Source organism: Lentiprolixibacter sp. (assembly GCF_982873095.1).
Genome location: NZ_CEYNTP010000016.1, coordinates 1 through 22,635 on the forward strand (window position 1 = coordinate 1; position 22,635 = coordinate 22,635).

The 22,635-nt window shown below is 45.7% G+C and carries 25 protein-coding genes and 1 pseudogene; 12 read left to right on the forward strand and 14 right to left on the reverse strand.

Going from position 1 to position 22,635, the window contains the following annotated elements; genetic code table 11:
• Window positions 1-146: 146 nt before the first annotated feature.
• Window positions 147-1,457 carry an ABC1 kinase family protein gene (locus AC4E7D_RS02175; protein WP_490172167.1) on the reverse strand — a complete coding sequence of 437 codons (1,311 nt, stop codon included), beginning with the start codon at window positions 1,455-1,457 and terminating at the stop codon, window positions 147-149.
• A gap of 12 nt (window positions 1,458-1,469) precedes the next feature.
• Window positions 1,470-2,102: a TetR family transcriptional regulator C-terminal domain-containing protein gene (locus tag AC4E7D_RS02180; protein ID WP_490172168.1), complete on the reverse strand. Its 633-nt coding sequence runs from the start codon at window positions 2,100-2,102 to the stop codon at window positions 1,470-1,472.
• A gap of 391 nt (window positions 2,103-2,493) precedes the next feature.
• Between AC4E7D_RS02180 and htpG the strand changes: the two are divergent.
• The 3 genes and pseudogenes from htpG (at window position 2,494) to AC4E7D_RS02195 (ending at window position 5,190) form a co-directional block, all read left to right on the forward strand.
• Window positions 2,494-4,377, forward strand: a pseudogene (htpG, locus tag AC4E7D_RS02185) (molecular chaperone HtpG).
• A gap of 61 nt (window positions 4,378-4,438) precedes the next feature.
• Window positions 4,439-4,798 carry a DoxX family protein gene (locus AC4E7D_RS02190; protein ID WP_490172169.1) on the forward strand — a complete coding sequence of 120 codons (360 nt, stop codon included), beginning with the start codon at window positions 4,439-4,441 and terminating at the stop codon, window positions 4,796-4,798.
• 11 nt (window positions 4,799-4,809) lie between these two features.
• Window positions 4,810-5,190, forward strand: coding sequence for an HAD-IA family hydrolase (locus AC4E7D_RS02195; RefSeq protein ID WP_490172170.1), 381 nt, complete (start codon window positions 4,810-4,812; stop codon window positions 5,188-5,190).
• On the opposite strand, the gene AC4E7D_RS02200 is transcribed toward AC4E7D_RS02195, so the two are convergent.
• Window positions 5,182-5,598 (reverse strand): hypothetical protein, encoded by a 417-nt coding sequence (locus tag AC4E7D_RS02200; protein ID WP_490172171.1) that lies wholly within the window; start codon window positions 5,596-5,598, stop codon window positions 5,182-5,184. The genes AC4E7D_RS02195 and AC4E7D_RS02200 overlap by 9 nt on opposite strands.
• The gene (locus tag AC4E7D_RS02205) at window positions 5,585-6,169 is read right to left on the reverse strand and encodes an RNA polymerase sigma factor (protein ID WP_490172172.1); all 585 of its coding nucleotides are present in this window, start codon (window positions 6,167-6,169) and stop codon (window positions 5,585-5,587) included. The genes AC4E7D_RS02200 and AC4E7D_RS02205 overlap by 14 nt, the downstream gene beginning before the upstream one ends.
• A 135-nt stretch (window positions 6,170-6,304) precedes the next feature.
• Between AC4E7D_RS02205 and AC4E7D_RS02210 the strand changes: the two genes are divergently transcribed.
• A complete protein-coding gene (locus tag AC4E7D_RS02210; protein WP_490172173.1) occupies window positions 6,305-6,655 on the forward strand; it encodes a DUF6249 domain-containing protein in 351 nt (116 codons plus the stop codon).
• 65 nt (window positions 6,656-6,720) lie between these two features.
• A complete protein-coding gene (locus AC4E7D_RS02215; protein WP_490172174.1) occupies window positions 6,721-7,353 on the forward strand; it encodes an MOSC domain-containing protein in 633 nt (210 codons plus the stop codon).
• Between the two features lie 44 nt (window positions 7,354-7,397).
• Here the strand turns inward: AC4E7D_RS02215 and AC4E7D_RS02220 are convergent, their stop codons facing one another.
• Window positions 7,398-7,763 carry a hypothetical protein gene (locus tag AC4E7D_RS02220; protein ID WP_490172175.1) on the reverse strand — a complete coding sequence of 122 codons (366 nt, stop codon included), beginning with the start codon at window positions 7,761-7,763 and terminating at the stop codon, window positions 7,398-7,400.
• Between the two features lie 387 nt (window positions 7,764-8,150).
• Here AC4E7D_RS02220 and AC4E7D_RS02225 point away from each other — a divergent pair, with 387 nt between their 5' ends.
• From AC4E7D_RS02225 to AC4E7D_RS02235, 3 genes are all read left to right on the forward strand, one after another.
• Window positions 8,151-9,023 (forward strand): AraC family transcriptional regulator, encoded by an 873-nt coding sequence (locus AC4E7D_RS02225; RefSeq protein WP_490172176.1) that lies wholly within the window; start codon window positions 8,151-8,153, stop codon window positions 9,021-9,023.
• The gene (locus AC4E7D_RS02230; RefSeq protein WP_490172177.1) at window positions 9,023-9,622 is read left to right on the forward strand and encodes an alpha-ketoglutarate-dependent dioxygenase AlkB family protein; all 600 of its coding nucleotides are present in this window, start codon (window positions 9,023-9,025) and stop codon (window positions 9,620-9,622) included. The genes AC4E7D_RS02225 and AC4E7D_RS02230 overlap by 1 nt, the downstream gene beginning before the upstream one ends.
• Before the next feature lie 225 nt (window positions 9,623-9,847).
• Window positions 9,848-10,126 carry a TIGR03643 family protein gene (locus AC4E7D_RS02235; RefSeq protein ID WP_490172178.1) on the forward strand — a complete coding sequence of 93 codons (279 nt, stop codon included), beginning with the start codon at window positions 9,848-9,850 and terminating at the stop codon, window positions 10,124-10,126.
• 1 nt (window position 10,127) lies between these two features.
• Here the strand turns inward: AC4E7D_RS02235 and AC4E7D_RS02240 are convergent, their stop codons facing one another.
• Window positions 10,128-10,901 carry a S1/P1 nuclease gene (locus AC4E7D_RS02240; RefSeq protein WP_490172179.1) on the reverse strand — a complete coding sequence of 258 codons (774 nt, stop codon included), beginning with the start codon at window positions 10,899-10,901 and terminating at the stop codon, window positions 10,128-10,130.
• A 104-nt stretch (window positions 10,902-11,005) separates the two neighbouring features.
• Between AC4E7D_RS02240 and AC4E7D_RS02245 the strand changes: the two genes are divergently transcribed.
• The 4 genes from AC4E7D_RS02245 to AC4E7D_RS02260 all read left to right on the forward strand — a co-directional run bounded on the left by AC4E7D_RS02245 (window position 11,006) and on the right by AC4E7D_RS02260 (window position 16,306).
• Window positions 11,006-11,938 carry an alpha/beta hydrolase gene (locus AC4E7D_RS02245; protein WP_490172180.1) on the forward strand — a complete coding sequence of 311 codons (933 nt, stop codon included), beginning with the start codon at window positions 11,006-11,008 and terminating at the stop codon, window positions 11,936-11,938.
• Window positions 11,939-12,016: 78 nt separating this feature from the next.
• On the forward strand, window positions 12,017-14,215 hold the full coding sequence (locus AC4E7D_RS02250; RefSeq protein ID WP_490172181.1) for a DUF5916 domain-containing protein: 2,199 nt from the start codon (window positions 12,017-12,019) through the stop codon (window positions 14,213-14,215).
• A gap of 75 nt (window positions 14,216-14,290) precedes the next feature.
• A complete protein-coding gene (locus AC4E7D_RS02255; protein WP_490172182.1) occupies window positions 14,291-15,553 on the forward strand; it encodes a DUF819 family protein in 1,263 nt (420 codons plus the stop codon).
• Window positions 15,554-15,598: 45 nt separating this feature from the next.
• Complete coding sequence (locus AC4E7D_RS02260) at window positions 15,599-16,306, forward strand: DUF4369 domain-containing protein (protein WP_490172183.1); 708 nt, start codon at window positions 15,599-15,601, stop codon at window positions 16,304-16,306.
• Between the two features lie 2 nt (window positions 16,307-16,308).
• On the opposite strand, the gene AC4E7D_RS02265 is transcribed toward AC4E7D_RS02260, so the two are convergent.
• The 8 genes from AC4E7D_RS02265 to AC4E7D_RS02300 form a co-directional block, all read right to left on the reverse strand.
• Window positions 16,309-16,575, reverse strand: a complete 267-nt coding sequence (locus tag AC4E7D_RS02265; RefSeq protein WP_490172184.1) for a hypothetical protein — start codon at window positions 16,573-16,575, stop codon at window positions 16,309-16,311.
• A 25-nt stretch (window positions 16,576-16,600) separates the two neighbouring features.
• Complete coding sequence (locus AC4E7D_RS02270) at window positions 16,601-17,569, reverse strand: type I phosphomannose isomerase catalytic subunit (RefSeq protein ID WP_490172185.1); 969 nt, start codon at window positions 17,567-17,569, stop codon at window positions 16,601-16,603.
• Window positions 17,570-17,573: 4 nt separating this feature from the next.
• Window positions 17,574-18,026: a peroxiredoxin gene (locus AC4E7D_RS02275; protein ID WP_490172186.1), complete on the reverse strand. Its 453-nt coding sequence runs from the start codon at window positions 18,024-18,026 to the stop codon at window positions 17,574-17,576.
• Between the two features lie 2 nt (window positions 18,027-18,028).
• A complete protein-coding gene (locus tag AC4E7D_RS02280; RefSeq protein WP_490172187.1) occupies window positions 18,029-18,436 on the reverse strand; it encodes a 6-pyruvoyl trahydropterin synthase family protein in 408 nt (135 codons plus the stop codon).
• Window positions 18,420-18,965 carry an isopentenyl-diphosphate Delta-isomerase gene (gene idi / locus AC4E7D_RS02285; RefSeq protein WP_490172188.1) on the reverse strand — a complete coding sequence of 182 codons (546 nt, stop codon included), beginning with the start codon at window positions 18,963-18,965 and terminating at the stop codon, window positions 18,420-18,422. Before idi ends, AC4E7D_RS02280 begins: the two co-directional genes overlap by 17 nt.
• Before the next feature lie 83 nt (window positions 18,966-19,048).
• A complete protein-coding gene (locus AC4E7D_RS02290; protein ID WP_490172189.1) occupies window positions 19,049-20,008 on the reverse strand; it encodes a PorP/SprF family type IX secretion system membrane protein in 960 nt (319 codons plus the stop codon).
• A gap of 14 nt (window positions 20,009-20,022) precedes the next feature.
• On the reverse strand, window positions 20,023-21,996 hold the full coding sequence (locus AC4E7D_RS02295) for an Ig-like domain-containing protein (protein WP_490172191.1): 1,974 nt from the start codon (window positions 21,994-21,996) through the stop codon (window positions 20,023-20,025).
• A gap of 64 nt (window positions 21,997-22,060) precedes the next feature.
• The coding region (locus AC4E7D_RS02300) for a hypothetical protein (RefSeq protein ID WP_490172190.1) at window positions 22,061-22,635 on the reverse strand (575 nt) is incomplete at its 5' end.

Consider the following 22,635-nt stretch of genomic DNA (forward strand, 5'->3'; position numbering starts at 1 on the left):
GGAGCTACTGTTCGATTGGTTATGCTCCCGCACGAAAGCCATGGCTATCGTGCCAAGGAAAGCATATTGCACCTGCTGTGGGAACAGGACCAATGGCTTGAAAAGTATGTGAAAAACAGAAGTACCGAAGCCGACCAGGCGATGGACTAAGCGAGAAACCTCCTGAAATCGTTGACCCTGACTTCCGCCTTCAAGTCGTGCAGCAGGTTGTATAATCCGAAGAAGGTACGGTTGATGTACAAAAAATGGCGGGAACCCCGGTTCCCGTTCATTTTTCGGATGTGCTCATCTTGTGCATAACGCTGGCTGAGGGCCGCGATCTGCCCCCAGAACTCCGGGGAGGCAAAGTCAAAGGTTTCTTCCTGGAAGGGTGCGGTGAAGAGGCTCAGCATTTCACGGAATAGTGCGGTAAAGAATTTGCGTTCTTCCGGAGTGTCGTCCGGAGTGAGGATTTCCAATTCCTCCAGTTTCTGAATAAACATGGCCTCATTTTCGATATTTTCCCGTTGTGCCAATTCAAAATACGGAATGTAAAACTCATCGGGAACTTCCTTAACACATCCAAAATCAATGGCAATCAGCTCACCTCGCTCGCTCACCAGGAAATTTCCGGGATGGGGATCTGCATGCACTTTACGGAGACCGTGCATTTGATACATGTAGAAGTCCCAGAGGGTTTGACCCAGTCGGTTGCCCAATTCGGGGTCAAAGGACGTCATGGCAAACTCGCTCAGGTGCATGCCTTCCATCCAGTCCATGGTCAGGATACGCTCACTGGAGAGCTCCGGGTAATATTTTGGAAAGACAATATTGGGAAGCAGAGAACAGGCGTTTGTCAGCTCCTGGCTTTGCCTGAGTTCCATGACATAATTGGTTTCCTCCAGCAATTTATCTTCTACCTCCTTGAAGTACTTTTCCGAATCCTTTCCCTTGAGATTGAACATTCGCACCGCTATGGGCTTTACCAGGGCGAGGTCGCTGCTGATACTATCTGCAACACCGGGATACTGCACCTTTACCGCCAGGGATTTCCCCTCTTTGGTTGCCCGATGCACCTGCCCGATGCTTGCAGCATTGATACTGTTACGCTCAAAACTGTCGAATAGCTCTTCTGGATATTTACCGAGGTACTTCCTGAACGTTTTCCTCACCAGGGGTGCGGAAAGCGGAGGCACGGAAAACTGGGAGAGCGAAAATTTTTCTACATAGGCCCGGGGTAGGATATTCTTCTCCATACTCAACATCTGCGCCACTTTGAGGGCGCTACCCTTCAGGCTTTTAAGTCCATCGTAAATATCCTGGGCATTCTCCTCATTCAGTTTTTCCTTGCTGAGATCAGGATTTACGAGTTTCTTTCCGTAGTATTTCACATAATTCCCACCCACTTTTACACCGGTCTTGACCAATTTGCCGGCGCGTTCTACTTTAGAAGTGGGAATTTTATCGAGTGTTTTCAAGGGGTAAGGGTATTATGCCAGGTTTTCTTTAAATAAAAATTTCCCAAAATCGATAAGGCTCTCCAGCGGGGTATTATCAAATACATCAAAAATGGTAGTGACGGATTTCTCAATGGCCAGATCCGTTTTTTCAAACCCGGCAGAATCATCATCCATCCAGAATTTCAGCAGGAACAAGGTTTGCACCCAGGCGCCCTCGGAAAAAACCATAGGATTATGCTGTGTTATGCGTAATTGCTTGTCAGCATTCCCCTCATCAATGAGTTCTGTTGCAAATCCCTTGATCTGCTTACGCAGTCCCTTTAACTGCTCCAGATTCTTAAGCATATGGGCATGCCCACTCAAAGCAAAAAGGACATAACTCCTGTTGAGACCCAGCAGTTCAAAGAAGGTGTAAAAGAAAGACAGCATCTTTTCCCTGTTGGCGTATCCGGCAAAGTCTTTGTTTTTTTGTAATAGGGCCATGGTATGATCGTAAAAGGCCATCCAAATTGCCTTTTGGATAGCAGGAATAGACCCGAAGTGCTCATAGAACTCAGACTCCTCAATGCCTATTTCCTTCGCAAACTTAAATACGGACTGAGGCACCCTGTCTTGTTCGAGTACATACTCCATATACTTTTCCACGATCTTGTCTTTCCCCATTTTTGTCGATTTCTTACTAGCCGGCATGTTTCTTATTATGTTTATCTTTTTAAATATTTCCCTAAACGTTAAATTTTCGTTGCTTTTGAAGAAGGTAAAAAAAGCGCACTTTCGGGGAAAGCGCGCTTTTCAAACAACCTAACCAATTAATAAACAAACTGATTACAAAAATCAAGAACTTTTTCATAGCAACCATGTTCCTGTAATCATAGACCAAAGATAATAATTGTTTAATTATATACAATAATCATTAAACATTTTTAGTGTTAAAGTTTTGGTAAATGATTTATAACCCAGGGGAACCTATGTCAGTTTGTCACTTTAGGTCAAAATGGTACTTTTTTTGACCTCCATGCACCGATTCTAACAAGTAAAACTAAATTCAAGAAATATGGCTACAGGCAAGATCAATGTTTCCGTCGAAAACATTTTTCCACTGATCAAAAAGTTCCTTTACAGTGACCACGAGATTTTTCTGCGCGAGTTGGTATCCAATGCTACCGATGCCACACTTAAACTAAAGCACCTTACCTCCATTGGTGAGGCTAAGGTAGACTACGGCAATCCGATCATCGAAATCAAAGTAGACAAGAAAGGGAAAAAGCTTCATGTACTCGACCAGGGTATTGGAATGACCGAGGACGAAGTAAAGAAATACATCAACGAAGTGGCCTTTTCCGGTGCTGAGGAATTTCTCGGAAAGTATAAAGATGCCGAAAAGGACACGGGAATCATCGGGCATTTTGGGCTCGGATTCTATTCGTCCTTCATGGTGGCCAACAAGGTAGAGATCATTACCAAAAGTTATAAAGACGAGCCCGCGGTTCACTGGACTTGTGACGGATCTCCAGAGTTCAGTATCAAAAAAACCAAGCGCGAGGCTCATGGTACTGAGATCATCCTGCATATCGGAGATGATGACCTGGAATTCCTGGAAGAATCCCGTATTACCTAGTTATTGCGTAAATACAACAAATTCATGCCGATCCCTATCAAATTCGGGATGCGTACTGAAACCCTTCCCAAACCGGAGGATGCCAAACCCGAGGATCCGGCACCGACCCAGGAAGTTGACAATATCATTAACAATCCCAACCCGGCCTGGACCAAAAAGCCCGCGGACCTGAAGGATGAAGATTACAAAGCTTTTTACAGGGAGCTTTATCCCACGCAGTTTGAAGAGCCCTTGTTCCACATCCACCTGAATGTGGATTATCCCTTTAACCTCACCGGGATACTGTATTTCCCCAAGCTCACTACGGACCTGAGCATACAGAAAGACCGTATACAATTGTATCAGAACCAGGTATTTGTTACAGACAACGTAGAGGGGATCGTACCAGAATTTCTAACCATGCTACGCGGGGTAATTGATTCCCCGGATATCCCCCTGAACGTATCTCGTTCTTACCTGCAGGCGGATAGCGCAGTCAAGAAAATCTCCTCTTACATCACCCGCAAGGTGGCCGATAAGCTGAATTCCCTGTTTAAGAACAACCGGGAAGACTTTGAAAAGAAATGGAACGACATAAAGATCGTTATTGAATACGGGATGCTATCCGAGGAGAAATTCTTTGAAAAGGCAGAGAAGTTCGCCCTGTACCCAACCGTTGACGGTGAGCATTACACCTTTGAAGAACTGCAGGAAAAGATCAAAGACCTGCAAACAGATAAGGATGAAAAGCTCGTAGTACTTTACGCCTCAGACACGGAAGCCCAGCACAGCTATATTGAAGCCGCCAGGGCAAAGGGATATGAAGTGCTCCTGATGGATTCCCCCATTGTGTCCCACCTGATGCAAAAGCTGGAAACCAGTAAGGAAAAACTGTCCTTTGCAAGGGTCGATGCTGATCACCTGGACAACCTCATAAAGAAGGAAGACACCCAGATCAGCAAGCTGTCAGATGAGGAAAAGGAGAAGCTCAAGACCAATATTGAAGAGGTTATTGCAGATAAAGGCTTTACCGTGCAAATGGAAGCCCTGGACAGTGAAGCCGCTCCTTTTATCATTACCGAACCCGAGTTCATGCGAAGGATGAAGGAGATGCAACAAACAGGCGGGGGTATGTTCGGTATGGGCAACATGCCAGACATGTACAACCTGGTTGTGAACGCCAACCACCCACTGGTCAGCGAGATCCTCAATCCCAGGACGGCGAAAAAGCGGGCAAGGCTGATCAATCAGTCGCTCGACCTCGCCCGCTTGTCAAAGGGGCTGCTGAAAGGGGAGGAATTGACCAAATTCATACAAAGAAGCTACGAAATGGTAAAATAATCCCATCGGATATTCTGTGAAAAAGGCTGCTTTTCAAGGCAGCCTTTTTTATCTTTAAGGAATGAACCATCCCTGGCATTATTATTTCATGGCCCTCTTTTATATCGCAGCTGGTATGGGTCATTTTATCAAACCCAAATGGTATCTCCGTGTGATGCCCCCGCAATACCCCTGGCCCAGGACTCTTGTACTGCTGACAGGAATATTGGAAATAGGCCTGGGAGCTTCGCTCTTCTTCCCAACACTTAAGAATTGGGCGCTTTATGGGATAATGGGGATGCTGTTGCTTTTTTTGCCGGTTCACACGCACATGCTAAAATCTGAAGAAGCCGCTGCCGCAATACCCAGATGGATACTGATCTTACGACTTCCACTGCAGTTTGCACTAATTTACTGGGCGTATTATTATATGGACGTTTAATGACCCTGGATATGAAAACCATTCTCGTAGATGCCTTGAACACCTTTATCACTCCAAGCGGTATTGATGATAAAATGAAAGCCCTTTTGGACAGCTTTCCCAACCCGAAGATCATCCTTACCAACGCCAATGAGGAAGAGCAGGCTCTTTTTGGGATGTCAGACCTTCCCTATCCCTTGTATTCCCTTAACCACCATCCGGAAAAGACAGATCCCTATTATTTTGAATGCCTGCTCAAGGCCTTTGACCTCAAGGCTGAAGAAACTGTTTATTTTGAAAACAACCCGGATGCCGTAGCCAGTGCAGCATCTGTTGGCATTAAGGCGTTTTGGTTCAACAAAGACCTGCGTGATTTGAAAAAATTGAAGGATTTTCTGGAGAATTCAGTTTAATTGTATCTGACGGTCCAGCCTTCTCTTCATCAGGAGGATTTGTATACAAATAAACAATGCAAAAATCCCGATGCTGTACCCCGTAGTAATGCCAGGGTCTGGCAGTTCAATAGCAGCTAGGATGTCCCGGATACCTATGCCCCGGTCCAGCACACTCATCCAACCCCATTCCAGGTTCACCCCGGAAAATGAAGCCCAGGTAAGCATCCCGATTAACATTAGCGCGATAAACCCCCCAGTCATTTTTGAAATGGGAGGTGTGTAGGCAGTGACGGTTTCCAAAGCCTCTTGGGTTTTCATCGAGTTCAAGACCTTCTCTGTGAATTCCTTTCCCGGATCTTCAGGACCCGTCTGTTGCATCGCACTATCCACGAATTTATCCCAGGGGTTATTTTTACCTGTGTGCATATATCGATATTGTATGTTCATCCAATGTTTTTTCCAAAACCAAAGCCAGGCGTTTCCTGCTCCTGTGTAATCTTACCTTTACCGCACCAATCGACAGGTCAACCACAGCGGAGATTTCCTTCAGGGAAAACCCCTCAAAATAAAAAAGGCTAAGGATAACCCCATCTTCGCCGGGTAATTGGGCCAAGGCCCGATTAATGATCTCCCTTCTTTCTGCTGCTTCCAAAAGCTCCCAGGGTCCCTCCCCCGCATCGAACTTTCCTGAATATTCCCTTTCCAGATCAATGGTTTTAGGATTTCTGCGGTTTCTCTTTAAATAGTCCAGGCTATTGTGATAGGCAATCTTGTACAGCCAGGTAGACAGCCTGGAGTCTCCATGAAAGCGGCTGATCGATTGAAAGGCCTTCATAAAGGTATCCTGAGCCACTTCTTCTGCATCCTCATGGTTTTTGAGAATGCGCAAGGCCAGCGTGTATACCATATGCTTATACTGGTCAATAAAGGCTCTGAAGGTGCCCGTATTGCCGTTACTAAGCCCGCTAATATACTGTTGGTCGGAAATGTGGCTCATTTGATTCATTTGACGACGGCAAGGGGAAATTGGTTACAGGCCAATTAAAAAAAAATAGAAAATGCTGTAACCTTTTTCCAGGATATACTGTCTTACGCAGTGAAAACCAATGTATAATTTAAAAAGAAATAAATCATGGGAGGAGAAATTATTATTGTTGCCTTGATATTTGGAGCCATATTTGGTGTATTCTACCTGTACTTTTCAACCCGAAACAAAGAACGCCTGGCGCTGATAGAAAAAGGGGCCGATGCCAGCATCTTTTTTTCATCCAAAAACCGACGTAGCGCCCCTTTCTGGAAGGTGCTGATCTTGAACTTTTCCTTATTGCTTATCAGTATAGGGATTGGTGTTTTCCTGGCCTCCGTCCTGGTAGAAATGGGAGTTGACGAAGATGTTGCCTTTCCGGGCACCATATTCCTGATGGCGGGGATCGGCCTGTTTACAGGGTTTAATATGACCAAGAAACTAGAGAAGGAAGAATAGGACCCATAAGGCCAAAAAATAGTTAACCGTTGTTTAAAAAGGCAACGGTTTTTTATTTTTAAGGCATGAAGGTAATAGCCACAAATATTGCCCAACGCAGGGAGATCCAGTGGAAAGGCAAAATAGAATTTACCGGTATTTACAAAGAGCCTGTAAACCAACCTGTATTTCTGGGTAAGCAAGGAGTTGAAGGCGATACTATCGTGTATGGCCGTGCCCATGGCGGGGTAGACAAAGCCTGCTATCTTTTTTCAGCCGATCAGTATCCCTATTGGAAACAGCAGTATCCTCATTTGGATTGGGGATGGGGCATGTTTGGTGAGAACCTGAGTATCTCCGGAATGGATGACTCCCAAATGTACATTGGGGATGTTTACCGCATAGGTACCGCCCTGGTAGAAGTTACACAGCCCCGGGAGCCCTGCTACAAGCTTGGAATAAAGTTTGGCGACCAGGACATTATTACTGCCTTTGTACATCACGGCTATCCCGGGACGTATGTCCGTATTTTGGAAGAAGGTCAAGTAAATGCAGGAGACCCCGTGGTCTTAGTAGATGCTGCAGACCACAAACTCAGTGTAAAGGACTTCTTTCATTTAATATATGCACCTGTAAAGGATCCCAAACTTGTGGCCCTTGCCCTTAAAAACCCGGCCCTGCCAGAAAAAAAGAAGGAGAAACTGAGAAAATTCGCATAAAAAAAGGGCTTCGATTGAAGCCCCTTTAGTTACTGGATTTCCTCTTACTTTACAACAAGTTTTTCCCTGTAGGTGCCTTCGCTGTCTTTTACAATTACCGTGTAACGGTCTTCGTAAGCTTTCTTGAAGTTAAAGGCTTTTTCAATAACCAACTCTCCTTCGAGCACTTCCTTGAAAACCAAACGGTTTTCACTGTCATAAACGGTGATGGTCACTTTCTCCAGGTCCAGGTTCAACAGGTTCATGTAAAGCATATCCCCTTCTTTCTTAAAGACGGGTCGTGTAGTTTCCTTTTTAGTCAGGCGCTCTATTTCAAACCTCCTGCTTCCTTCGTTGTTTTCATTGGCCAAGCCGGTTGCTGCAACTAACATAAAGGCCAGAACTGTGGTGGTTTTTACAATTGCATTCATAACATTTCGTTTTTTGTGATTAATAATTGATGTAGTAATAATGTCTTAAATAGTTAATAACACAATAGCACTTACTACGGCTATTGTTATTGTATTCAGAGTAACATACAGGATAAGTCCCTGTTTCTCCGGTGGTTGTTTTTTAAATCGTTCAATCATAGCTTCTGTTTTTTATTGTTTCCTTAAACAGGTAATTCAAAATTACAGTACAAACATACTGCCCATATCTGCGGTAGACTACATGAGAATTTTCCTATTTATGTAATATCTTGCCTTAAAAAAAAGTTAAATACCTGTTCCAGGTTAAAATAGCACAGATTCCTGTTAATTTTGCAAACACATGTGATTTGAAGGATGGGTAATTTTACCTTATCAATCGTAAAAAAAATGAAACAGTATAAACCTGCATTTGAAGCTATTGAGCCAAGTTTTGGTCATTCGTATACTTACCAGAAATTTGATTCGGCCAAAAACAATAAGGACAGCTACTGGCACTACCATCCCGAAATTGAGTTGGTCTATATAAACGGTGGTGCGGGTAAGCGCCAAATAGGGAGCCATGTTTCCTGCTACACAGACGGGGACCTTATCCTTATTGGAAGTAACCTGCCCCATTGTGGCTTTACAGACAAGTTTACCGGAAACAAAAGCGAAACGGTAATACAGATGAAAAAGGATTTTCTGGGAAATGATTTTTTCAGTATACCGGAAATGAAAAATATCCAAGCCTTATTTGAGAAGGCCAAGAGCGGAATTGCATTTTATGGGAAGACCAAGGAGCTGGTAGGTGAAAAAATGGAGGCCATGGAAGGAAAATCTGATTTCCGGGGCTTGCTTTCTATCCTGAGCATCTTGAACGACCTCAGCCATTCCAATGAAATGAAGCTGCTGAATGCCGAGGGCTTCTACATGGAAACCGAGATCAAGGACAATGACCGTATCAATTTGATCTTTAATTATGTAAAATCCAATTTTAAGGAAGACATCCCCCTTAAAACCATAGCTGACCTGGCGAGCATGACGGTACCCTCATTCTGCAGGTATTTCAAGAAAATTACCAATAAAACCTTTGTGCAGTTTGTCAATGAATACCGCTTGGTTCACGCCTCGAAACTCCTGGCAGAACAGCCAATTACCATAAGCGAGGTTTGTTTTGAAAGCGGATTCAATAACTTTTCCCATTTCAATAAATCCTTTAAGGCTTTTACAGGGCAAAGTCCGTCTGATTACCGCAACCAGGTGAAAAAAGTTTTACAATAATGTCAGGCCAATCTATCAAAGCCCACAGTTTAGATTTGCCGGAAAGCGATATACTGTATTATCCGGAATTTCTGGAGCACGAGATGGCAAGGGAATACTTCGAGCATTTGAAAGCTGAAACTCCCTGGAGGCAAGACGATATACGGGTTTTCGGGAAAATATATCCCCAACCCCGGCTTACGGCCCTGTACGCAGATAACGGAAAACCCTACCGCTATTCCAACCTCACCATGCACCCCCTGCCCTTTACCTCCCTGCTTAAGGAGATCAAAGTAAAGATTGAGGAGCTGTGTTCTACCCGGTTTACTACCTGCCTGTTGAATTTATACCGGGACGGCAATGACAGTAATGGATGGCATGCAGATGATGAGAAGGAGCTGGGGAAAAATCCGGTGATCGCATCGGTCTCCCTTGGGGAACCCCGTTTTTTCCACCTTCGGCATAAATCAGACAAAAGATTAAAATACAAAATAGAACTAGGGCATGGTAGCCTGTTACTCATGAAAGGGGAAACGCAACACCGCTGGCAGCACCAAATCCCCAAAACCCGGCGTAACATAGGAGAAAGGATCAACCTGACCTTCAGGGTGATCCAATAAAAAATCGGTCTGTCTGCAAACCGATTTTTTACTACCCTTAGATGTTCACCTAAACTACTGCCTTTAATGCGTGGGTAAACGCATTAATCTCCTCATAGTTTCCTTTAAATTAGCCTGACCCCCTGGAAATTCCAATTTTAATAGATTAATTACCAGTTGATTATGATGAAATACACCTCTTATCCTCTGGACTTGTGTAAAAATTATCCCTAATTTTGCACCGCTATGAAAAAAGTATTCGAAACAGAGGAACTGGACCGTATTATAGAGATGGCGTGGGAAGACCGCACCCCTTTTGAAGCCATTACCTTCCAATTTGGGCTTTCCGAACAGAAAACTATTGAAATCATGAGAAACAACATGAAACCCAGTAGTTTTCGGATGTGGAGAAAAAGGGTTCAGGGCCGTAAGACCAAGCACGCCAGGTTGAGAGGAAATGAGGTAGACCGCTTCAAATGCAGCAGGCAACTCCAAATTACGGGAAACCGCATCTCAAAAAGGTAGCCTATTTAAAAATTTCATTCAAAACGGCTGCAAGTCGTACCCCACCTTTGAGCAATTGCTGTTCAACAGTAGCCCAGTATGTATAACTGTAGGAATATCCGAGCTTCTCTCCCACTTCAACTGAGTCATAGAGTTCGTTGGCAATATCCTGAGATTCTTCAACCCAGGAATATACGTCTCCCGCTTGCAGGGCCTGCCGATCCTTACGGGAAAGCTTGTCTACTTTCCTGGTAAGTTCTGTATAGCTCATCCCGTAGTGATTGATCATGTTGGTATCCCAAAGCCGGTGCAGGTTGCTTCCATTGCTGAACCACTGGATCTGGATATCATTACCGCCGCGATCGGCTGCGCGACCGGCATGCATGGGCTGGTGCAGGTCGCCTACGAGGTGTATCAACATCTTTAAATAGAAGACACGGTCAGCCTCACTACTTCGGTCGTTTTCCAAAATTTCCCTGCAACGCAAAATACCCATGACCACGTCCCCGTCAGGACTTGGTGTGATGTTCCTGTACTCCTGGTCCGGATCAAAATTCACATAATGCCAGGGTATAAAAGCATCAAAATTCCGATCTGATTTTATCGCATCCGCATAGTTGGCTACTTCTGCCAGCGATTGTCCCTTGAGGAGTTTTTTGATCTTTCGCTTCGCTTTTCCGGTCAGGTATTTCTGGGCCACTTCTCCAACCACCCTGTGCCCCGTTTTCCCCCAAAATTCGGTATTGCCGTAGGATACTGCCGTCATGAGGAAAACCAATATAAGATAACGTTTCATACATCCGTTTTGAGTCTTCAAAAATAGAGAATTCAGGATGGAACAGTAACAATTGGAATTAAATTTTTACCTTCCAAATGGTTAAATCTTTTAAAATCCACTCATTGAAACTGCTACCTGCTTTTTTGTTGTTTTTTGCCGTGTTTTCGAGTGCACAGGACGTACGATCCGAAGAAATTTCCCTGTCTAACGGAGACATCCTCCTGCCTGGTACCCTGAGCTACCCCGCTTCCTCCGATGCAGTACCCCTCGTTATTTTTCTCCAGGGTTCCGGTAATGTGGACAGGGACGGCAACCAGGCCGGGACTATGATACAATCGGGGTATATCAAGACCCTCAGGGACAGCCTTAACCAAAGGGGCATTGGATTTTACAGCTACGACAAGCGTACCGCCGTACAGGCCAACCTCAGCAGATTAAAAGATATCAGGTTTGAAGACCTGATCAGTGATGCCAGGCTGGTTATAGATAACTATGTGTCGGACCCCAGATTCAGTTCACTACACCTTGTAGGGCACAGCCAGGGATCACTCGTGGCCATGAAAGCCCTCAGCCCTAATGTCCGGTCTTATATTTCCCTGGCGGGACCAGGAGTTTCGATTGACCGGAAGATCGTCCAACAGATCAGTGCACAAAGCCCGAAACTTGGTGAGATGGCCGCCCAACATTTTGAGGAACTCCAGACCACGGATACCATTGTTACGATCAACCCCATGCTGTTTCAAATCTTTGCTCCACAAAACCATCGATTCCTGAAAGGCTATGCGGCACTTGATCCAGCAGAGGAGATCAAAAAGGTCCCTGTCCCCACCCTCATCATCAACGGTGATGCCGATATTCAGATAAGCCCGGAGGATGCCCGATTACTCCATGAAGCGCTTCCAGGATCACGGCTGGAAATTATTCCAAAGCTCAACCACGTACTTAAGGAGGTCAACTCCATGGCGGAAAACCAACAGGCCTACATGCAACCCGATGTACCCCTCTCCCTCTCCCTATTAAATACCATAAGCCGTTTTATATCTGAGCATCCCTGATTAGGGCGCCATCAAACTTTGGGATTTTTTTAACGCTATAAGTTGTTAAATTTGGCTCCGCTGAGTAAGGAGAGCGCAATGATCAGAACTGTATGTGGTCTGGTATTTGTTTTTATTTCCCATGTCCTGACCGGACAAGATAATTACAAATCATTTACTGTAAAATATATAGACGAAACCATCGTCCCTGATGGGGTAATGGATGAACCTATCTGGTTTGCTGCCGAAAGTGCCCATGATTTCTGGGAGTATTTTCCCGTGGATTCTATTCAGGCGGTGAAACAAACCGACATAAAGATGTTGTATGATGACAAAAACCTGTATGTGGGTATTACCGTCTATACAGCGGGTAAGGATTATGCCGTGGAATCCCTCAGACGCGATTTCCGGGCTGGGAACAGCGACAATATCACCTTGCTATTCGATACGTTCAATGATGGTAACAACGCCTTTCTTTTCGGGATAAATCCCTTTGGGGTAAGGCGCGAAGGGCTGGTTTCCGGTGGTGGTCTTGACCTAAGAGGATTTACTATATCCTGGGATGTAAAGTGGAGAGGAGATTCACATATTTACGACGACTACTATACTGCAGAGATGGTGATTCCGCTTACCTCCTTCAAATTCCGGGAAGGGGAAACCAAATGGCGTTTTAACAGTTATCGATTTGATACGCAAAGCAATGAAAACAGCACCTGGGTCCGCATACCACAAAACCAGAATATTTTTGGGCTTACTTTTATGGGGGATATGGTTTTTGAAAAGCCCCTGGGAAAATCAAGGACACCATTTGCAGTGATCCCATACATCAATTACCTGACGGCACAGGACTTCGAAAATGAAGCTTCCATAAACGATTTCAAGTTTGGTGGAGATGCCAAGGTTTCCATTGGGAACAGCATGAACCTGGATATCACGGTAAATCCGGATTTTTCACAGGTAGAAGTAGATAATCAGATAACCAACCTCACCCGCTTCGAAATCGGCCTTCCAGAACGGCGGCAATTCTTTATCGACAATAATGACCTTTTCGCAGATTTCGGCGACTCCAGAGATAGTAACCCCTTCTTTTCCAGACGTATAGGTATTGCTCGCGATACAGCTGGCAACACCATTGAAAATAGCATTATCGGAGGGGTTAGGTTGAGCGGTAAATTAAACAACAGGCTCCGACTTGGTTTTCTAAACCTTCAAACCGAGGCCGATGAAACCAATGAAATTGCCTCCAACAATAATATGATGCTGGCCATTCAGCAGCAGGTATTTTCCCGTTCTAACATCGGCTTCTTCTTCCTCAACAGACAGGCCGCAAAGGACTACGATTTCCAGGCCGAAGAAGATCGGTATAACCGCGTCCTTGGGGTTGACTATAACCTGATCTCGGAAGACAATCTTTGGAGCGGAAGGATGTTCCTTCATAAATCCTTCGAGCCGGGAGGAAGAATTGAGGATCTTTCCTCAGGTATGCGTCTGGAATACAATTCCCGTTACTGGAACTTTTTCAGCAAAGTTGTTTTTGTGGGGGAAGATTATCAGTCTGATCTGGGCTTTATCCGTAGAACTGATATTTTTAAGAGCTTCATCAGCATGAGGAGGGTCTTCTGGCCCAAGAAAGGGATTATACAGAACCACAGTATACGATTCTTGCCGAATTTTATCTGGAGCCCGACCCGTAATTTCCAGAACACAGATTATACCACCCGTCTTGACTGGGAGGTCCGATTTAACGATTTATCTGAGGCGCAAGCATCATTTTCTCACCGGTATACCTATTTATTAAACGAATTTGATCCTACCCGAAGTGATGATGCCTTACCGCTACCCGGCGAGCAGGGATACTATTACAATTCTGTCGATTTCCGGTACCGTTCGGACAGGAGGCGTCTTTTTTCATATTCAATATCACCTACTATTGGCCGGTTTTTTAATGGCAATCGATTCTCATTGCAAGGAGGGATGAACCTTCGCGTTCAGCCCAAAGCGGTCATCTCCATGAACTTCAGGTACGACCAGATCCGGCTACCGGAACCTTATGGTAGTGCAGAGATTTGGCTGGTAAGCCCGAGGTTTGACCTGACCTTCAGTAAATCCATCTTCTGGTCAACCCTGATCCAGTATAGCAACCAGCGAGACAACCTGGGCATCAATTCCCGTCTGCAATGGAGGTTTGCCCCGTTATCCGACCTTTTCCTGGTGTACAATGACAATTATTTCGTCAACAGTTTTATGCCCAAACTGAGGTCCGTCAACCTCAAACTCACCTATTGGCTCAATATCTAGTTCATCGGGCCCCTGAATACGGGCATTGGGTAATTTGATTATATTTGATCGACTAACCCACTAGTATTCCCACTAATGAACCAACTACCCATCACCGAAGATACTGTCATCTTTGGACTCCTTTGCCTTTGCCTGGGCTTTGTATTCTACACCTCATCCATCAAACGCGGATTCTGGTATAAATTTTACCGGCTGATCCCCACCCTGCTCATGTGTTACATGCTTCCCGCTGTACTAACGAGCATTGGACTGATCTCGGAAAAGGATTCCAACCTGTATTATATCGCCAGCCGTTACCTGCTCCCAGCGGCCCTGGTGCTGATGACCCTGAGCATTGACCTTAAAGCGATCCTCAACCTGGGGTCCAAGGCGTTGATCATGTTCCTGACAGGGACTGCGGGAATCATTATCGGGGGACCCATTGCCATACTCATTGTTTCCCTCTTTTCACCAGAAACGGTTGGGGGAAATGACTTCGACGCAGTATGGAGGGGATTATCTACCATTGCAGGGAGTTGGATAGGCGGGGGAGCCAACCAGGCAGCCATGCTGGAAGTATTCTCCTATAACCCCAAAAAGTTTGGGGATATGGTGTTGGTTGATATTGTAGTGGCGAATATCTGGATGGCCATTATATTACTCGGGATTGGCCGGTCCGGACAGATCGATGCCTGGCTCAAATCAGACACTTCTGCCATTGAAACGCTTAAAGAACGGGTATCTGCCTATACCGCAAAAATTACCCGCGTCACTACCCTGAATGACTATATCATTATGTTATGCCTGGCTTTTACTGCTGTGGGCATTGCCCATTTTGCCGGGCATCACTTTGCAGAATTCCTGGAAAACAATTTCGAGGTGATCCGAGACAAACAAAAAGCCCTGTCCTCACTGGGTTCGAAATTCCTCTGGATGGTAGTTTTTGCAACCACCATTGGCATAGTGCTCTCCTTTACCAAGGCCAAAAATTACGAAGGGGCAGGTGCAAGCAAGATTGGCGGGTTGTTCATTTACATCCTTGTGGCCACCATTGGAATGAAAATGGACTTGCGCACCTTTCTTGAAAATCCCGGGCTCATCCTGGTGGGATTGATCTGGATCTCGATCCATGCGGGTTTATTGATACTAGTCGCCAAGTTGATCAAAGCACCCTATTTCTTTCTGGCTGTTGGCAGCCAGGCCAATGTGGGTGGGGCGGCTTCGGCTCCTGTTGTGGCGGCCGAATTTCACCCTTCGCTCACCTCCGTAGGGATATTACTGGCCGTACTCGGCTATGTTGTAGGAACTGCCGGTGCTTATTTATGCGGATTATTGATGGAAATCGCATCAAATGTTTAGAATTTCAACCAGAATAAAGATATTTGCGCTGCTAATTATCTGCCCATGAAAAAGTACCTACTGATCTTAGTCCTTCTCGGTTTTATCTTTTCCTGCAAAAAAGAAACAGTTGGCAGCAGCATGACGGTAAGCGGACAGGTAAAAGGATTAAAAAAAGGCACGCTGTATCTTCAGCACATCCCAGACAGTATGCTGGTCAACCTGGATTCCCTGGAAATACGCGGGGACGGAAGCTTTTCCTTTGCCACGCAAATAGAAAGTCCCGAAATCTTTTACCTCTATCTGGATAAAGAAGACAACAATGTGATCAACGACCGCATACGATTCTTTGGAGAAGCTGGAGAAATCACCATCAACACCACATGGAACAGTTTTGATGCAAAGGCAGAAATTTCTGGTTCTGAAACCCATGAAAAACTGGAGGAATACCTGAAGATGATGTCCCGCTACAACGCAAAAAACCTGGAAATTCTACAGGCTGCTAACAGCCCTGACGTACAAAACGATCCCCAGGCCATGGACTCCATACAAAAAGCGAGTGAACGCAATATTAGGCGTGGGTACCTGTATGCCCTGAATTTCGCAATGAACAATAAGGATTCCTATATCTCCCCGTATATTGCTGTGAAGGAAGTTCCCGATACAGGATTGGGGATCCTCGATTCTATTTACAATTCCCTTAGCCCGGAAGTAGCCGGGTCCAAGTACGGAAAAGAACTAAAACAGTTACTGGAAAACCGAAGCGGGGAATAAGATCAGAGCTTATTGAGCTTATCAACCAGGGCGCGGGCTTGTTTCTCCAAATCCTGGCGAATTCCCGTGAAATGGGCTTTCTGGTTTTCTACCCCTTTCTCATTGACCTTCGCCATAAGCTCATCAAAGGTGGCAATGGCCTTGTCGATAATAGCGGAACCTTCCTTGGAACCCTGCTTATCATTTGAGGCTTCAATTATATAAACCGCTTCGATGATATCGCCCAAAACGTAGTTGATATCTTTCTTTAAATCCCGGATACTGGCCATGAGTTTTTTTTCAAAAGTACACTTTTTATAGCGTGACTTCCAAAAGCTTTGCCCCCTCGCTCTCCAAAGTGAGGCCTTCCACCGTGGCGGGAATAAGACAGGTTTCTCCCTTACGCAGGATAATCGTGTCTTGACTGGTTCGGATTTCTACCTCTCCCTCAACCGCTATGAAAATTCTAAAAGCCTCGCGGTCAGAAAGATTACGCTCTGTTCGTCCTGATATTGGCAGGAATTGGGTCTTAAAGTAGGGAGAATCCACCATGGCGTTTGGCACATTATTTTCCTGCTGATAAGACACATGGAAATCATCGGTAAGGCTAAAATCTATCACGTCCAGTGCCGCATCAGTGTGCAGTTCCCGTTTATTCCCCTGTGCATCCACACGGTCATAATCATAAACGCGGTAGGTGATATCAGACGTCTGCTGGATCTCGGCCAGCATCACACCAGCGCCAATGGCGTGCAGTTTACCCGCATTGATAAAAAAGGTATCCCCGGCCTTCACTTCTTCCTGGTTCATAAGTTCCAGGAGGGTATTGTCTGCCAAACGCTTCCTGTATTCTTCCTGTGTAACCGGCTGGTTAAAATCCAGTAGCAGACGCGCCCCCGGATCGGCCTGCATTACATACCACATTTCGGTTTTCCCAAAGGAATCATGTCGCTTTTTAGCTATCTCATCGTTGGGGTGTACTTGTATGGACAGGTCCTTTGCGGCATCGATAAATTTTATCAGTATAGGAAAGGTAGGACCGAATCGGGATATCACATCCTTTCCCAGCAGCTCCTCCGGAAACTGATCAATAAGATGATCGAGGGCTTTACCGGCATAGGCTCCGTTCGCTACTATGGAAACGTCTCCCGGCACTGCAGACACCTCCCAGCTTTCCCCTGTATGGGGCCCTGTTTTTGGTTTATTCAATTCTGTATGGAGCTTCTGTCCGCCCCATATCCGTTCTTTGAGGATGGGCTTAAATTTAAGTGGATAAGTTTGCATGGTACTATTGGGCTTTAATTGCGGCCAATGCTTTTTTCATGTGTTGGGCTGCATTGACACTGTTGAACGCCATAACCACTTCCCCGGTCTTGTCAACCACATAGGTTTCCCTTCCGGGCAATAGGTTAAATAAATTCCCTTTCACTTTAAAAAGCCTTCGTACTTTGTTTTGTCTGTCGGCAAGTAAGGAAAAAGGTAATTTATATGTTGATGCAAACTTACGGTGGGTTTTTTCTGAATCTGCGCTGATCCCGATCACTTTCGCCCCTCTGTCGGTGAATTCCTCATAACTGTCCCTGAATGAACAAACCTCTTTTGTACAACCCGGGGTGTAATCTTTGGGATAAAAGAAGATCACCAGATAGTCCTTTCCCAGATGATCCTTGATATTAAAGGGATTACCGTCCTGATCATTCAGGCTAAACATCGGAATTTTATCTCCAATCTTTAATCCCATGCTTATCCGGTGTAAGTGACAAAATTTCTGGGGGTCTCGTAAAGGACCACCTCCAACTCCATCGCCTGGTCGATATGCGGACGCAATTTGTTCCAAATCACCACTGCGATATTCTCCGCTGTAGGATTTAGCGTTTTGAACTCAGGGACTTCCACATTCAGGTTTTTATGATCCAGCGCTTCTTCTACTTCTGATTTGATCAGGTCTTTCAGCACTTTCATATCAATTACCATCCCTGTTTTTGGATCGATCTCACCGGTTACCCCTACGACAAGTTCATAATTGTGCCCGTGGAAGTGCGGATTGTTGCATTTTCCGAATACGGCTTCATTTTTGGCGTTATCCCATTCGGGCAAATAGAGCCGGTGGGCGGCATTGAAGTGTGCTTTTCTGCTAACTTTCACTTTCATCGGAAGATGTTTTTAGAAACAGGTGATCGTAAAACTTTTCAAAGATAATCTTAAACCAGGCCGTATAATTCTCAGGATGCTCGGAAATATCTATTCTGATATCCTCCGGATACATCCATTTCCAGTTGGCCACCTCCTCCGGGTTGATCCCTGGCTCCTGCTCATAATGCCCTAGCATTACGTGGTCCAGCTCGTGCTCGGTGAGGCCATTGTCAAATTCGGCCTTGTAGATAAAAGAAAATAGTTCTTTCAATTCGGTTTCGAAGCCCATTTCCTCTTTGAGGCGCCTTGTTCCGGCTTCGATATTGGACTCCCCTACCCTTTGATGGCTACAACAGGTGTTGGTCCACAATAAGGGGGAATGATACTTATGTGCAGCTCGTTGCTGCAACATGATCTCTCCCTTTTTATTCATAATAAATACAGAAAAAGCCCTGTGCAGTACTGCTTTTTCATGAGCCTCCATCTTCGGCATGGTGCCCAGGGGCTCGTCTGCCTGGTTCACCAGGATAACCATTTCCTCTTTCACGCCACAAAAATAGCACCTTTGCCCAATAATGGGGTTAAGGGCATCTTAAAACTTAAACAAGTGCCTGAGAATGATTTGGCGCATTAAAAGAACCTGGGGGATTTCAGGTTGCCCTGAACCCTTATAAAATCGTAACGGAGGATTACTTCAAATGAACCATCGTTGAAGGCAGCACTTCCCAGTTCCGTGATCTCACGGTCATAGGCGAGGCCGATAAGAAATGAGGGCGACAGCTGAAAACCTGCCATACCACTAAAGGCCGCATCCCAGCGATAGGCCGCCCCAATAATGAATTTGTCGTTGTACATGAAATTTGCAGAAACATCTACCTGTAATGGAGCCCCTTGTACGACTTTGGTCAGCAAGGCCGGCTTAAATTTCCAGAAAGCACTCATATCCATGACATATCCGGTAATCAGGTAAAAGTTCATCCGCTCGCTGGCGGTGGAGAGGGAGGATTCGTCAAAGTGGGTGGTTTCGAGAAACCGGGGCACAGAAAACCCGGCATAGAAGCGTTGGGTATGATAGTACACCCCTGCCCCTATGTTCGGAGAAAAGCGGTTCTGGATATCCTGTTGCAAAGTGGGGTCTGGGCCTCCTGGATCCGCCAGGTTTTGATTGAGTTCGGAAAACCGTATATCGAGCAGGTGTGCGCTTCCCTTGATCCCAAAACTGAGACGGGCATCGTCAGAAGTTTGAATGGTGTAGGAAAGGTCAAGGTCAAAATAGGTCTCTGAAGTAGGCCCAATCTGATCATTCACGATGGAAACACCGAGCCCCACCCCTTCGTATCCCAGGGGAGTATGCAGGTTCAGGGTTTGCGTCTTTGGCGCGCCGTCAAGGCCCACCCACTGTGCGCGATATAGGGCGGCAATACTCATATGCCCCCGGGAACCCGCATATCCGGGGTTCACACTAACCGTATTATACATGTACTGGGTGTACTGAGCATCCTGCTGGGCAGAAACAGTGCCGGTGAGCAATAGAATGAACATCCATCCCCAGGATCTTCGTTTGGTTATTATATGTTTTAAACGTCCCATTTTTTCCTTGTTTACTAGCGGTTGAGGTAGAGGTAACCCGACAATGTTTTCATATTGCCGTTGTTGTCTTCAAAATCCAGGATGTAGAAATATGTACCCACAGGCAATTTGTTTTCTGCGTCAACGGTTACCCTTCCCTGAGAGGTGCCGTCAAATACATTACCCTGAGTGTCATATGCCTTTGTCATATATACCTGCACTCCCCAACGGTTATAGATTTTGATTGTGTTGTTCGGGAAGTTTTCCAGACCCCGTATGGTAAGCACATCGTGAACCCCATCCCCGTTAGGAGTAACTACGTTGAATACCTCAATATCTGCTTCGCTAAAGTTCGGCTCAAGGTAATCCGGTGTACCATCATTGTCGATATCATCATTGCTATAATTCCCGTCTAAATTAATGTCTTCATCGATCGTGCTTATGCTGTCATCGTCATCATCCGTATCACGATAGTCAGATTCTCCATCCCCATCCGTATTCGGAAGGTTGTCAAAAGGATCGTCGATTTCATCGTTTACATCCAGGTCGATCTGGGTATAACCTTCATAACCATCATCCAGTCCGTCGTTGTCCTTATCTGAGCCAATAAAGGTCACATCTGGTATCCCGTCGTGATCATGGTCATGGGCCTCGATATTATCAGGTACATTATCGTTATCACTGTCAGGATCTACATAATCAGGTATGCCATCATTATCCGTATCCACGGGAATGATTCCCAGGTTACCTCCGGTTTCGTAAACATCATCCAGCCCGTTGTTATTGAGGTCTTCCCCGCTTGGCGCCATATAATCCGCAGTGGTCTGGGCTTCCACATTATCCGGAATACCGTCATTGTCACTATCGATATCCAAATAGTCCGGAATACCGTCCCCGTCGGTATCTGTTGGATTGGTAGTTGGATCATTATCCCCATCGAGATTGAGGTCTTCAAAACTATCCACGATACCATCGTCATCGGCATCCAGGTCTACCCCAAGAGGGTTAATCAACACCGTCACCGTTGCCGTATCACAGTTGCCGAGATCATCACAAAGTGTGTAAATAAAGGTGTCCGTTCCGAGGTACCCCGGATCAGGGGTATAGGTAATGCTATCGTCTGAAGGATCATTGGGTGTGCCCCCATTATCTATTGTTATGGTTCCGTTGGCCGGATTAGTGGCGGTTAAGGTGCCAAGGGTTGGAATATCATTGTCATTGGAAAGGATATCAATCGCTATCGGAGTATCCTCAAGGGTGGCAATAGAGTCATCTATGGCGTCTACAATCGGTAATACCGTAATATTCACGCGTGCCGTACTGCAATCCCCCATATCGTTGCATACCGTATAATCGAAGAAGTCTGTCCCGTTAAAATTAGGATCTGGGGTATAGGTCACAATATCATCCGTAGGATCATTAGGTGTGCCCCCGTCATTAATGGACACCGTACCGTTTGCAGGATTGGTAGTTGTTAACGTACCAATGGTTGGTAAATTTGAATCGTTAGCATAGATATCAATAGCTACAGATGTATCTTCATCCAGAGTAGCTACATCATCTACGAGTGTGGCAGCCTGTTGCAGGCACACGACTGTAAATCCTGGCAATTCAAAATCGCATCCCGCTTTTGTGACCGTAGCGGTGTAGCGGACCACAGAAGTTGTGGCTGTTACGACTGGCTGTAAAGGGTCACCTGAAACTGCTGGGTTCCAGGAAACGGTGGCGGCGCCACTTACGTTTTGCCGGATGTCCAGGGTCACCTGATTTTCCGGGTTAGTACAGTCTGTAAGGATGAAATAGCCGGTGGCATTGGACCCACAAAGGGTACCGTCATAGGTGGCAAAGTACACCCCCGGGGTTGAGGTCTCATAAAAGAAGTCTGTCGATAACACGGTGGATGTATCCGAAGCTTCATACCAGCGATAATTGCTCTCGTCCCCCGTATTGGGGGCCTGCAAAAGAAACTGTGCATTAGATGCAGCAAACCCCAGCAAGGTAAATACCATACTGAGGATCAAATATTGATATCGCTGTTTATTTCTCAAACCTGTCCGGGTAATATCATCTATTTTATTTCACAACGAATACCACGTTGATCAAGGAGTTGTAGTCTGCCGGCTGACCAATAATGTCATAGGTAAGTACGCCATTGGCATCGATACTCATATTGGCAAATACTGCCGGATCTGCGTAAGTAACATAGTAATAAAGGTCCGTAGCAGCATAGGTGGGCAAAGCGGCTGGTGCACCTGTACTAGCCACAGCTGGCGTACCGAATTGCGCAAGATACTGGGCATAAAGGTCCACAGTAAAGCCTACACCGTTGGTAGAGGCGTCAATAGCTATGGAAGGAGGATAGAACACACGGGCTGCCTTGGAGGTTATCGGCGCAATGGCCTGGATCACCTCTTCTACAGTGGTTTCATTAGTGGGTGAGCCCACACCGCCTTCATCCACATCAATAGGTGTCCTGAGGGGTACTTCATCATCGTACTGATCGTCTGTACTTCCTGCAGCTACCTCATCAATGGCCGCCTGTACATCTGTGGCCGCCAGGCCTGAAGTCGTATTGTCATAGGTCACCTCAGCCGCGGTCTGGTCGTCTGTGCTGACGCCAGAGATATCAACCGACTGGTTACCTCCTG